Source organism: Mesorhizobium sp. B2-3-4 (assembly GCF_006442315.1).
Lineage (GTDB): Bacteria > Pseudomonadota > Alphaproteobacteria > Rhizobiales > Rhizobiaceae > Mesorhizobium.
In genome coordinates, this window is the sequence record NZ_VFVY01000002.1 from 309,105 (window position 1) to 321,624 (window position 12,520).

General features: G+C 64.3%; 9 protein-coding genes and 1 pseudogene. 4 read left to right on the forward strand and 6 right to left on the reverse strand.

What is annotated here, in order from left to right; translation table 11 throughout:
* Position 1: 1 nt before the first annotated feature.
* Positions 2-1,177: pseudogene (locus tag FJ967_RS05115) on the forward strand (2-hydroxyacid dehydrogenase); the annotation flags it as partial.
* Positions 1,178-1,413: 236 nt separating this feature from the next.
* Here the strand turns inward: FJ967_RS05115 and FJ967_RS05120 are convergent.
* The 6 genes from FJ967_RS05120 to FJ967_RS05145 all read right to left on the reverse strand — a co-directional run bounded on the left by FJ967_RS05120 (position 1,414) and on the right by FJ967_RS05145 (position 9,094).
* Positions 1,414-2,475, reverse strand: coding sequence for an alpha/beta hydrolase (locus FJ967_RS05120; RefSeq protein ID WP_140730608.1), 1,062 nt, complete (start codon positions 2,473-2,475; stop codon positions 1,414-1,416).
* A 344-nt stretch (positions 2,476-2,819) separates the two neighbouring features.
* Positions 2,820-4,316, reverse strand: a complete 1,497-nt coding sequence (gene hutH / locus FJ967_RS05125; protein WP_140730609.1) for a histidine ammonia-lyase — start codon at positions 4,314-4,316, stop codon at positions 2,820-2,822.
* 134 nt (positions 4,317-4,450) lie between these two features.
* A complete protein-coding gene (locus FJ967_RS05130; RefSeq protein WP_140730610.1) occupies positions 4,451-5,554 on the reverse strand; it encodes an alcohol dehydrogenase family protein in 1,104 nt (367 codons plus the stop codon).
* A 9-nt stretch (positions 5,555-5,563) separates the two neighbouring features.
* Positions 5,564-6,943, reverse strand: coding sequence for an aspartate aminotransferase family protein (locus tag FJ967_RS05135; protein WP_140730611.1), 1,380 nt, complete (start codon positions 6,941-6,943; stop codon positions 5,564-5,566).
* Between the two features lie 36 nt (positions 6,944-6,979).
* A complete protein-coding gene (locus tag FJ967_RS05140) occupies positions 6,980-8,473 on the reverse strand; it encodes an NAD-dependent succinate-semialdehyde dehydrogenase (RefSeq protein ID WP_140730612.1) in 1,494 nt (497 codons plus the stop codon).
* Between the two features lie 129 nt (positions 8,474-8,602).
* Positions 8,603-9,094, reverse strand: coding sequence for an Lrp/AsnC family transcriptional regulator (locus FJ967_RS05145; protein WP_140730613.1), 492 nt, complete (start codon positions 9,092-9,094; stop codon positions 8,603-8,605).
* Between the two features lie 83 nt (positions 9,095-9,177).
* Between FJ967_RS05145 and FJ967_RS05150 the strand changes: the two genes are divergently transcribed.
* From FJ967_RS05150 to ehuB, 3 genes are all read left to right on the forward strand, one after another.
* Positions 9,178-10,563, forward strand: coding sequence for a PLP-dependent aminotransferase family protein (locus FJ967_RS05150; protein WP_140730614.1), 1,386 nt, complete (start codon positions 9,178-9,180; stop codon positions 10,561-10,563).
* A 125-nt stretch (positions 10,564-10,688) separates the two neighbouring features.
* Positions 10,689-11,480, forward strand: a complete 792-nt coding sequence (gene ehuA / locus FJ967_RS05155; RefSeq protein ID WP_140730615.1) for an ectoine/hydroxyectoine ABC transporter ATP-binding protein EhuA — start codon at positions 10,689-10,691, stop codon at positions 11,478-11,480.
* A gap of 70 nt (positions 11,481-11,550) precedes the next feature.
* Entirely contained in the window at positions 11,551-12,402 is an 852-nt protein-coding gene (gene ehuB / locus FJ967_RS05160) for an ectoine/hydroxyectoine ABC transporter substrate-binding protein EhuB (RefSeq protein ID WP_140730616.1), read from the forward strand.
* Positions 12,403-12,520: the final 118 nt, after the last annotated feature.

Genomic DNA, 12,520 nt, shown 5'->3' on the forward strand with positions numbered 1-12,520 from the left:
CTACACCGTGCTGATCTGTGATCTGATCGGCCTGCGCTTCGGATCAGACGGCAAGCCCGACCCTTCGGAGGTGCGTGCCCATATCGAAGCCAAGGGCGGTCGCTTCCATGTGGCCGGACTTGACGACAAGGCCGCTCTGGAACGCGGGCGCGTTCATTTCTTCTACCAGCCGGATCTCAGCACGCGCGAAGAGCTGATAGAGGCCGCCGGCGACGGGCGCTATGACGCCGTCATCGCTGCGGCGACTTTCCTGCCCGCCGAAACCGTCTTCCCGCTGGCCGGCGTGCGCATCGGTGCCGGCACCGGCAATATGGGCTCGCGCTCCTGGGGCGGCGGCAGCGGCGAGGGCGGCACCGCGGTGCTGATGAACACGCCCGGCATCAACAGCCGCGCCACCGCGCAGATGGCGATGAAGGCGATCCTGAAAGTGCTGCCGGATCTCCCGGTCGACATGCTGCACGATCGGGTGGCGCGCGGTGCCTTCGACACCGGCAGGGAACTGCGCGATTTTCCCACCGAGAAGCTCGAAGGCAAGACCATTGCGATCATCGGTTACGGCAATATCGGCAGGGAGGTGGCCAAGCTTGCCCGTGCCTTCGGCATGCGCGTGGTGATCCATGCACGGCCCCGGCATCGCGACTGGATAGAGGCCGAAGGCTTCGTCTATGCGGCGGACCTTGCCGATGCGGCCAAAGGCGCCGATGTGCTCAGCGTCCATGTCGGCCTCGGCAAGCAGGATGCGCAGACCGGCCGTTACGCCAATGCCGGTCTCGTCGGTGCCGACGTCTTGTCCCGCATGAACAGGGGGGCGGTGCTGGTCAACTACGATCGCGGTGAGCTTGTCGACGTTGCGGCCTTGGCCGACGCGCTGAATAGAGGGCACGTGCGCCACGCAGCGATCGATGCCGACCTGTTCAGCGATGTGTCGACCGGCAAGCTGTCCGGCCCGATGCTGCCTTATCTCGGCCTCGTCGAGAAACACGGCGCCAGGCTTGAACTTCTGCCGCATGCCGCGGCCGATACCGACCATCCTTCGCGCGTCGCCGGCGCCAAACAGGCTGTCGACCAGATCTTCGACGTCATCCGCCGAAAGACGGTGGTGAACGCAAAAGGCATTGTTCCGCCTCAGTACCTCTCCCAAGGTTCTGCCGCACCCCCGGGCATCGGGCCGGTTACATCTGACGATCTTTTGAAATTGAGCGCGGAGGAACGCTCCGAATTGGCTGATCTCTGCGACCGGCAAACCCGACTTTGGAGCATGCTCGCCAATGCCGGGCCGGATGAGCGGGGCAAGATCGTCGCCGAACAAGGCGAGGAGTTCGTCCGGCTGACAAATCGTTTTTGCCTGTTGGCCGAGACGCTAAATCTCAGAGGCCCTTACCAATAGGGTTCAGGTAATCACTCCCCCCGTGCTCAGGGCTCGATCCGGTATCGATGCGGAACACCCGTCGCAGCCCGCTTATGGATTTTGTCGGGTGCCTGGCCCGCCAGAACAGCGACTTCATCGTCGCGCACCGGCGTATAGAGCCGGTAATATTGATGGCTGTTCATATTGAGTTGGGTTGGAACAACCTCGCTCACGTCCACCGCGGTCACCTTGTCGCTGATGGTCGCCATGTTGTCTGGTCCTCCAGCGCCGAGCCGAGGGCCGTTCAGTTCAACTCCAGCGCTCAGGAACGTCAGCACCCAGTCCTTGTGGGTATAATAGACGGTGACCCCACGTCCGAGGTCAGGCAGTGCCTTCAGTTTGTCCTGACGGTCGAATGCGTCGGAGTCTTCGTCGGCGGCGGCAAGAATGATCTGGTTGAATATGGTCGGAAGATGCGTCGCCGGAACGGCGGGCTGCGTCTCACCGGGTTTTGTATCCTGCGGCTGTGCCAGCAATGCCTGAACGCCGAAACGCAGGACATAGTTTCCCATGCTGTGACACAGCAGATGAACGGTCGGACGCGGCGCGGTCGGGGCAAGGCCTGCAAGCTCCGACGCCAGCCTGCGGATCACCCGGGCAAACGCGGGACCGCTTTGCCGGGACGATGCCCGGTCATGCTGGTAGCCGGCAAATGTTCCGGCGGACGGCCAGCTGAAAACGATGATCTCGGCGTCAATTCCGTAGAAGCTGAGGATCGTCGCCGCGCGTTCGACACTGTCGGAAAAGGTGTTGTAGAAACCATGCGCGAACAGGATGACCGTCTTTGCCGCACTGAATGCCGGATGAAGCGTGGCAAACATCTGGTCGCTTCCGCGAATCTGGGCCTTGCCCTTCTCGACCAGTATCTTCTCGTCGTACACGAGCAAGGTGCCGGGCACGATCTTGCCCTGCTTGGGAGCTCCGGTGACCGTCACCTGGACTTCTCCGTAGCGGATATCGACGCCGTTGGCCTGGCTGAGCTTGGGGCCAAAACCGATGATCCGGCCCTGACTGTTGACGATCGGGTTTCGATTGCTGACGAAATGGACCTTGTAGGTGTTGGCCATGGGATTCCTCCAGACAGGATCAGGGGTACCGGATCAGGCAAACGGCCGGCCGTCATTGGCCACTAGATGGACACTCTCATTGTTGCGGGACGCGCACCCCGCCGGCCATGGCCCCGGATACTTTCGAAGTGCTTGCGGCAGGTAAACGTAGGCCTAGTTATTTTAGTGCAAGGGGAAATGTATTCGCCATTTCTAATATGGTCAATTTCTGTCGGCAAGAGATTTCGCAGCATCTCTTCGTTTTGTTTCTTTGCATTTCATGCGACGGCGCACGACACGCGGTATTTCTGCGGGTCGGCGGATCCGGATGTCGGCGACGCCGATCGCTGCAAACAGGCCGCCGGTCAGTCCCGGGGGCCGGCCACCATCCGGGCGACGCGCGTCATGTCGGTGCTCATCTCGCGGTCGTCGTCGAGCGGGCTGACGAGCGCACGCACGGCGGCAAAGGTGCGCCGCGGCCCTTCGCCCATGCTGTCGACGACGCCGCGTAGTTCCACGCCCGTCGCCGCGAAGATCAGCTCCATGGCAACGAGAAAGCGCAGGCGCTCGACGATCTCGCCCGTCTTGGCCACAACGCGTGGCGCCATGGACGACTGGTCCTCGATGCCGTCCGAAACCGCGAGCGGGCTGAGCGACATCGGATTGGCCAGATGCCGGATCTCTGCCTCCAGCGCTGACAATGGCTTTTGCAGTTCCGCGTAGCCTTGGCGGCTGCCGCCCCTGGCCGACAGGAAGCGCGGCAGTTCCGCAATCGTCGGCGACATCAGCTTCATGCAGCGATTGGCGATGCCGACCGCGCAATGCGCGAGCGCCTGGCCGAGATGCTCCCAGGCCAGCGTCATCGCCGTGAGGTCGAAATTGCCGTTCGAGACGACCCGCTCGTCTTCGGGCAGGATCACCGGGTTGTCGCCCGAATGGATGAGTTCGATCTCGGTCGCCAGCCTCGCCTGTTCGAACGCGTGCAGTAGGCCACCCCAGACCTGCGGCACGCAGCGGTAGCTGAGCGGATCCTGGAGGCGGCGCGCCGCCTTGTCCTTCCACAGGCCGCTTCCGGCAAGTTCGGTGCGCAGCCGCGCGCCGATCTCGCGCTGGCCGAAGGCCGGCCGCGCGGCCAGGGCATCCGCGTCGATGGCGGTGAGGGAAGAGCGGAACGCCTCGTAGTTGAGTGCTACCGCCGCCAATCCCCAGTCGATGAGATTGGCGACGTCTTCGAGGCAAAGGCAGGCCGTGCCCGTCGACAGGCTGTTGGCGACGATGAGAGCATGGCCGTCCTTCTCACGCAGGTCGAGCGGCTCCAGCCCGGCGAGAGCAAGTGCCTCCGCCGAGGGCATGATCCGGCCCTGGAACTCTATCTCGCCGTCACCGCGCAGCGCCCTCGCCATGTGACCGAGATGGGCGAGGTCGGCCGCCCCGATCGACCCCCATGTCGGGATCACCGGATGGACGCCGGCGTTGAGCGCCGCGACAAGCCCCGTCACCACGCGTTCCGAAGTGCCGGTACCGCCGGCGGCCATGCCAGAAATGCGCGCGGTCATCAGCGCGCGCACCGCCTCGGTCGGAAGAGCCGGGCCGATGCCCATGCTGTGGCTGAGCGGAACGCTGTGCTGGAAGGCGATCAGGTCGGCCTGTGCGAGCGGCGTGTCGACACAGGCGCCGAGGCCTGTCGTGACGCCGTACATCGGCTTGCCGAGCTGGGTCAGGTGCTCGATCAGCGCGCGGCTCGCACGGATCCGGCGCATCGCCTCCTCGCCCAGCATCAACCGCGCATTGCGCCGCGCGATCTCGGCGACGTCAGCCGCGCTGAGTGGCTTGGCGTCGAGCAGTATCATCCGGGCTGTCATGTCTGGCCTGTATCCTGTGATCGCGTCCCGGCCGCGGTGCGGCGGGCATCACAGTTTGTGGCCACTTGCGGCCCGGACTGCAAGCCATTCCGATTATGGCAGCGGCGTCGAGGAGATGCCAGGATTCCGAAAAACTACGCCGGCTCCTCCGCAACGGCATCGGGCACCACCACCAGCTTGCCGACGAAGTCCTTGGCGACGAAGTCGGCCTGCGCCTGTTGGAAATTCGAAAGCCTGTAGACGCCGCCGACCAGCGGCCGGATCTTGCCCTCCTCGATATAGCGCACGATGCGGCGGAAGTCTGCGCGTGTGCCCTGGCTCGACCCATTGAGTTGCAACTGCTTGAGATACATCGTCCTGAGGTCGAGCTGCACGACCGGACCGGCGATCGCGCCGGCGGTGGTGTAGCGGCCCTCGGGCCTGAGGATCCGCAGCAGATCGTTGAAGATCGCGCCGCCGACGAGATCGGCGACGACATCGATCGGCTGGCCGCCCGTTGCCTCGGCCACGGCTTGCGGCAGGTCGGCGACGCCACGGGTGATCACGGCCTCGGCGCCGATGTCGAGCACAGCCTGCTCCTTGCCCTTGCCAACGACGGCGTAGGGAATGGCGCCGCGCGCCCGGGCCAGTTGCACGATGCCCGAGCCGACGCCGCCGGAGGCGCCGGTGACCAGCACGCGTTCGCCGGCCTTGAGCGCGGCGCGTTCCAGCATCTGTTCCCCGGTGAGGTAGGCGCAGCAGAACGTGGCGAGTTCGACGTCGCTCAACGGCGTGTCGACGACATGCGCGTTTTCCGCCGGCACGGACTGATACTCGGCATAACCGCCATCGCGGCCATGACCCATATAGTCGATGTCGGCAAGCGAATCGTCGTCGCGGTTGTAGATGGAGAAGTCGACCATCACCCGTTCGCCGATACGGTCGGGCGAAACGCCGTCGCCGACGGCGGCGATATGTCCCACCGTGTCGGTCCCCTGGATACGCGGGAAGACAAGCGTGTTGCCCTGGCGGCGCCAGGTCGACACCGCGCCTGCGTCCTCTTCCGTGCCATAGGCGCCCTGGCGCACCCAGACATCGGTGTTGTTCATGCCGCAGGCGCTGACCTTGACCAGCACTTCGCCGGCGGCGGGCGCGGGCACTTTCACATCGGTGCGGTAGACGAGCTTTTCCGGTCCGCCGTGCCCGGTCAGCAGCACGGCGGCCATGGTGGCGGGAACGGTTTTCGTCATGGCATTCATGTCTTTATCTCAGAGGCTGGAAAACACGCTCTTCACTGCATCCGCCGTCTTCGAAACGACGATATCGGCTTCCGCGCGGGTCAGGCAGAGCGGCGGCGCGAAGCCGAGAATGTCGCCCTGCGGCATGGCGCGGCCGATGACACCGCTCGCCGCCAGCGCGGTGGCGACCTGCGGTCCGATCTTCAGCGAGGGATCGAAGAAGACGCGGTCGTCGCGGTCCTTCACGAATTCGATCGCCGCCAGCATGCCGTCGCCGCGCACCTCGCCGACATGTTTGTGGCCGCCAACGGCCTTTGCTAGCTCCGCGCGGAAATAGGCGCCGGTCTCGCCGGCGTTTTTCACCAGGTCCATCTCATCGATCAGTTCGAGATTGGCGACACCGGCGGCAACGCAGATCGGATGCGCCGAATAGGTCCAGCCATGGCCGAGCGAGCCGAGCTTGTCGGAGCCCTGCACCAGCACCTGCCACATCTTGTCGGCGACGATGACACCCGACAGCGGCGCATAGGCCGAGGTGAGACCCTTGGCGATGGTGATCAGGTCGGGTTTGATGCCGTAATGGTCGGAGCCGAACATGGTGCCGAGCCGCCCGAAGCCAGTCACCACCTCGTCGGCGACCAGCAGCACGTCGTATTTTTTCAGCACTGCCTGGATCTTTTCCCAATAGCCGGCGGGCGGCGGCACGATGCCGCCGGTGCCCAGGATCGGCTCGCCGATGAAGGCGGCGACTGTTTCAGGCCCTTCCGCCAGGATCATCTCCTCGAGCTTGTCGGCACAATGCTGCGAAAACTGCTCCTCGCTCATCGAGCGGTCGGCGCGGCGGAAATAATAGGGCGCCTCGGTGTGCAGGACCGGCGCGCGCGGCAGGTCGAAGGCATTGTGGAAGAGCTCGAGCCCGGTCAGCGATCCCGTCATCACGCCCGAGCCGTGATAGCCGCGCCAGCGCGAGATGATCTTCTTCTTCTCCGGCCGGCCGAGCACGTTGTTGTAGTACCAGATCAGCTTGATATTGGTTTCGTTGGCATCCGAACCGGAGAGGCCGAAATAGACGCGTGACATGCCCTTCGGTGCGCGGTCGATGATCATCTTGGCCAGCGTGATCGAGGCCTCGGTGCCGTGACCGACATAGGCGTGGTAATAGGCAAGGTTCTTTGCCTGCGCGGCGATGGCGTCAGCGATCTTTTGGCGGCCGTAGCCGACATTGACGCAATAGAGGCCGGCGAAGGCGTCGATGCTCTTCCTGCCATTATTGTCCCAGACGGTGACGCCTTCGCCGCCGGCCATGATCCGCGTCGGCGATTCACCGCGCGCATGCGTGCCCATATGGGTGGAGGGATGGAAGAAGTGGTCGCGATCCCAGGCGGAAAGTTCGTTGGACTGGTCGAGCATCTTTTTGACTCCTGACGAGAATGAGGCCTGCACAGCTTACGCTACATCGAGGCAGAGATATTTGAGGTCGGTAAAAGCTTCTATCCCGTGGCGTGAGCCTTCGCGGCCGATGCCGGATTGCTTAACGCCACCGAACGGGATCGGCGCGCCGGTGATCTTCACGCGGTTGACGGCGACCATGCCGTAGTCGAGCGCGCGGCCCATGCGCTGCTGGCGCGCGCCATTCTCGGTCACGACATAGGCGACGAGCCCATATTCGGTGGCGTTGGCGCGGGCGATCACCTCGTTCTCGTCGTCGAAAGGTGTAACTGCGGCCACGGGACCAAACGTCTCCTCGCGCATGATCAGCGCGTCGTCGGGCACATCGGCCAGCAGCGTCGGCTGGTAGAAGAGCGGTCCGGCCCGGTGCCGCGTGCCACCGGCGAGGCAATGCGCGCCAAAGGCCATGGCGTCGGCGACCTGTTCCTCGACCTTCTTGACGGCGCGTTCGTGCATCAGCGGCCCGATGTCGGAGTCGTCGGCGAGTCCATTGCCTGTACGCAGCATCTCGATCCGCTTGGCAAAGGCGGCGCAGAAGCGGTCATAAATCGGGCGGTGGACATAGATGCGGTTGGCGGCAAGGCAATCCTGCCCCGACGTGGCGAACTTTGCGTCGATGGCGATGCTCACGGCCTTGTCGAGATCGGCGTCGGCAAAGACGATCAGCGGCGCGTGGCCGCCGAGTTCCATCACCAGCCGCTTCATCGTCGGCGCGCTCTGGGCGGCGATCAGCCGGCCGATCTCGGTCGAGCCGGTGAAACTCATGGCGCGCACGCGCGGGTCTTCGCACAGGCGCCCGACGATCGTCGCGGCCTTGCCGGTGATGATGTTGAAGACGCCGGCAGGCAGGCCGGCGCGCTCGCCGAGTTCGGCCAGCGCCAGCGCCGACAGCGGCGTTTCCGAAGACGGATGCGCCACGATGGTGCAGCCGGCGGCAAGTGCCGCGGCCACCTTGCGCGTCAGCATCGCCGAGGGAAAATTCCACGGCGTGACGACGCCGACGACGCCGAGCGGCTCGCGCCGCACCATCATTTCCGCATTCGGCAGATGGCTGGTGACGCTTTCGGCGTTGAGACGTTTTGCCTCTTCGGCATACCATTCGACGAACGAAGCCGCGTAGTCGATTTCACCGAGCGACTCCTTCAGAGGCTTGCCCTGCTCGAGCGTCATCAGCAGGGCGAGGTCGTCTTTCGCGGCGATGATCAACTCGAACCATTTTCGCAGGATTTTCGAACGCTCCTGCGGCAGCAGCGCCCGCCAAGCCGGCAGGGCGCGGGCGGCGGCATCGATCGCTCTCGTCGTCTGCCCCGCGTCGAGCGCGGCGACGAAGGCGACCGTGGTGCCGGTCGCCGGATCGGTGACTTCAAAACTCTCGGCCGCCTCGCTCGCCGTCCAATGGCCATCGACATAGGCGAGTTCGCGCAGCAACCGGCGGTCGGCGAGCCGGTCGAGCGCTTCGTGGCGATACGAGCGGGCGAAATGCGCGGACATGGTCGAAGCCTCCCGGTTCGGTTTGATCCGGGAAGACTACCCGTCACCGGTAGACAGAGAGGCTGTTTGGACGCCCGGCCATAGAGAGAATCTCTCTATTGCGACGACAGGGCAGCCGATCTCTCCGGTCTATGTCGACGTCGGCAACAGATCGGCTATGGGCAGCGCGATATCATCCTTCACCGTCTTGATGACGATGTAGGTGAAGTAGCGGTCGATGCCGATCTCACGCTCCAACAGGGAATCCACCAGGCGCTGGTAGGCGTCGATGTCGCGCGCCATCACCTTCAGCACATAGTCGACGCCGCCGCCCACCGACCAGCAGGCGACGATCTCGTCGATGTCGCGGATGGCGCGCTCGAAGCGGTCGAAATCGGCCTGACGGTGACTGGCCAGCGTCACTTCCATCAGCACCGTGGCAACCGGAGCCACGAGACGCATGGCGACCCGGGCGTGGTAGCCCGAGACGATGCCGGCCTTCTCCAGCTTGCGCAGCCGCATCCAGCACGGCGTCGGCGACAGTCCGACCTGCTCGGCCAGGGCCAGCTTGGTGATGCGTCCGTCGCGCTGGATGGCGTCGAGGATTTTGAGGTCGATCGGGTCGAGTTTGGCTGGCGTCATCAGGTCTCACTTTTTCGTCCACAGTAGCATGATGGCGCATTATTTCGATTGTCAATTGCACTGATTTCGATCTCTAATAAGTCATGACATTGTGGCAACCTGACCCCGCGCTCATCCGGCGGCCTGCCTATCAGTCGCTTGCCGACCAGTTCGCGCGCGCCATCCATGACGGACGCCTCGCCAATGGCGTGCAACTGCCGACCCATCGCCGGTTGGCCGACGACCTCAAGCTTTCGGTGCAGACGGTCAGCCGCGCCTATGAGGAATTGATCCGGCGCGGCCTGATCTCGGGCGAGATCGGCCGCGGCAGCTTTGTCCAGACACAGCGCCGCGAACCGGAACCGCCCTATCTGCCCGAACGCCTAGGCGAGGTCATCGACCTCTCCATCCTGAAGCCGGTCTGCGAGCCGATGCACCTGGAGCGGATGAAGCAGGCGCTGGGCTGGCTCGCCGAGAACCTGCCGTCGAGTTCGGCGCTGTCGTTTCGGCCCAATATGGTGTTTCCGCGCCACCGCGCGGTCGCCGTCGAATGGCTGAAACTGTGCGGGCTGGACGCCTCGGCGCAGAACATCAGCCTGACCAACGGCGCCACGGCGGGCATGACAGTGGCGTTGATGAGCGTCGCGCCTCCGGGTTCGACCGTGGCCACCGAGGCCATCGGCCACCACACGCTGGTGCCGCTTGCCCGTTATCTCGGCTTCAACCTCGAGGGCCTGCCGATCGACGGCAATGGCCTCATTCCGGAGGCACTCGACGAAGCCTGCCGGCTTTCCGACATTCGTGCGGTGTTCGTCCAGCCGTCCGTCATAAATCCCACGGCAACGCTCATGGATGCCCAGCGCCGTGAGCAGATCGCGGCGGTGGCGCGCAAGCACGACATTGCGATCATCGAAAACGATGTGCTGGGGCCGCTGGTCGAGGACAGGCCGCCGGCTGTCGCCGCTTTCGCCCCGGAGCGTACGCTCTACGTCACCTCCTTCACCAAGATCACCGTGCCCGGCCTGCGGATCGGCTACCTCGCGGCGCCCGACCGATACGTCGCCGCCGTCGCCAACCGGCATCTCGTCTCGAACTGGATGGCGACACCGATGGTGGCCGAGATCGCCACCAAATGGGTGACGGACGGCACCGCGATGGAACTGGTGCGCTGGCAGCGCGCGGCATTGCGCCGCCGCCAGGACATCGCCGCCGAGGTGCTTGCCGGGGTCGACTACCGCGCCCGTCGCGACGGATTGCACATCTGGCTGCAACTGCCCGCCGACCGCGCCGAGGAGAGCTTTGTCGCCCAGGCCCGTCTGCAAGGCGTGGCCATCGCGCCCGGAACCTCTTTCCGCATCTCGGAGGCGCCGTGGCATCCGGCGGTCCGCATCTCGCTGGGTTCGACCACCGAAGGGGAACTGCGCGCCGGCCTCGGCGTTGTCACCAAGCTCTTGCTTGGCGATCCGGAGCATCTTCTGCTTGCGATCTAGGCCCGCAATGCTCCTCAAATTGTGCGGAATGGGAAATATTGTCATGATATTATTTTCCCAATTGACATGATTTGGTGCGTTCCCCATCGTTAAGGGCATAGGCTTCTCCAGCAGGGGAAATTCATTTGTCCGCAACCGCGCCCATCATCAAGGTAGACGCCATTTCGAAGAGCTTCGGTGCCTTCAAGGTGCTGGACGGCCTGTCGATGCAGGTCATGCCGCGCGAGAAGCTGGCGCTGATCGGCCCTTCCGGTTCCGGCAAGACGACGATCCTGCGCATCCTGATGACGCTGGAACGCATCGACGGCGGCCACATCCAGATCGAGGGTGAACAGCTCTACCACATGGAACGCAACGGCCAGTTGCTGCCGGCCGACGAGCGGCATCTGGCGAAGATGCGCCAGAAGATCGGCATGGTCTTCCAGCTGTTCAACCTGTTTCCCCACAAGAGCGTCATCGACAATGTGACGCTGGCGCCGATGCTGACCAAGGGCACGCCGCGCGCCGCCGCGCAGAAGCGGGCGATGGAACTGCTCGACATGGTCGGCATGGCCGACAAGGCCAAGGCCATGCCGGCACAGCTCTCCGGCGGCCAGAAGCAGCGCGTGGCGATCGCCAGGGCGCTGGCCTTGCAACCGAAGATCATGCTGTTCGACGAGGTGACGTCGGCCCTCGATCCGGAACTGGTCGAGGAGGTGCTGAACGTCCTGTGGCGGCTCTGCGCTGAAACCGACATGACCATGCTGCTGGTCACCCACGAAATGGGCTTTGCCCACGACTTCGCCGACCGGGTGCTGTTCTTCGATCGCGGCAGGATCGTCGAGGAAGGCAAGCCCGACGAGATTTTCCGCAATCCCAAGCAGGAACGCACGCAAGGGTTCCTGAAGAAGATCATCGCGGCCGGACACCGTGTCTGACCGCATGCCAAGGCGGCGAATGCCGTCCTGAAATCACGCAAACCAAGACAAGAACAAGGAGTTGGGAACAATGAAGAAACTTGGCATTCTGGCCGGCGTAGCCGGTCTCGCGCTTTCGGCCGTGCTGGCCGCCTCGATCCCGGGTTCGGCCGACGACAGCAAGCTCGAACAGCTGAAGGCGCAGGGCTTCGCCCGCCTCGCCATTGCCAACGAGCCGCCCTATACTGCGGTCGCCGCCGACGGCAAGGTCTCCGGCGCGGCGCCGGACGTGGCGCGCGAGATCTTCAAGCGCCTGGGTGTCGCCGATGTGGCTGCCTCGATCTCGGAATATGGCGCCATGATCCCCGGCCTGCAGGCCGGCCGCTTCGACGTCGTCACCGCCGGCCTGTTCATGAAGCCGGAGCGTTGCGCCGCGGTCGCCTATTCCGAGCCGGTTCTCTGCGACGCCGAGGCGATGCTGGTGAAGAAGGGCAATCCGAAGGGTTTCAAGAGCTACGAGGATGTCGCCAAGGACACCTCCGCCACGATCGGCGCGCCCGGCGGCGGCACCGAGGAGAAGCTGGCGCTCAATGCCGGCGTGCCGCGTGAACGCGTCATCGTCGTGCCGGATGGCCAGAGCGGCTTGAAGATGGTGCAGGACGGTCGCATCGACGCCTATTCGCTGCCGGTGCTTTCCATCAACGATCTGATGAAGAAGGCCAACGATCCGAACCTCGAAGTGATCGCGCCGGTCCAGGGCGCGCCGGTCTATTGCGACGGCGCCGCCTTCAAGAAGGGCGACGAGGCGCTACGCGATGCGTTCGATGTCGAGCTCGCCAAGATGAAGAAGTCGGGTGACTTCGCCAAGATCATCGAGCCCTATGGCTTCTCGGCCGCCGCCGCGATGTCGACGACCCGCGACAAGCTCTGCGCCGCGAAGTGATTTTTGCCTTCTCCCCGTTCACGGGGAGAAGGTGTCACGGAGTGACGGATGAGGGGCGGCGCCGGCATCGGATAGGTCAGCGCTGCCCCTCATCTGCCTGCCGGCTTTCGTCGCTCGA

Excerpts from the sequence above, each read along its gene's own strand:
- FJ967_RS05120 (WP_140730608.1), bottom strand. The coding sequence starts at position 2,475 with ATGGCCAACACCTACAAGGTCCATTTCGTCAGCAATCGAAACCCGATC.
- hutH (WP_140730609.1), bottom strand. The coding sequence starts at position 4,316 with ATGACAGCCCGGATGATACTGCTCGACGCCAAGCCACTCAGCGCGGCT.
- FJ967_RS05130 (WP_140730610.1), bottom strand. The coding sequence starts at position 5,554 with ATGAATGCCATGACGAAAACCGTTCCCGCCACCATGGCCGCCGTGCTG.
- FJ967_RS05135 (WP_140730611.1), bottom strand. The coding sequence starts at position 6,943 with ATGCTCGACCAGTCCAACGAACTTTCCGCCTGGGATCGCGACCACTTC.
- FJ967_RS05140 (WP_140730612.1), bottom strand. The coding sequence starts at position 8,473 with ATGTCCGCGCATTTCGCCCGCTCGTATCGCCACGAAGCGCTCGACCGG.
- FJ967_RS05145 (WP_140730613.1), bottom strand. The coding sequence starts at position 9,094 with ATGACGCCAGCCAAACTCGACCCGATCGACCTCAAAATCCTCGACGCC.
- FJ967_RS05150 (WP_140730614.1), top strand. The coding sequence starts at position 9,178 with ATGACATTGTGGCAACCTGACCCCGCGCTCATCCGGCGGCCTGCCTAT.
- ehuB (WP_140730616.1), top strand. The coding sequence starts at position 11,551 with ATGAAGAAACTTGGCATTCTGGCCGGCGTAGCCGGTCTCGCGCTTTCG.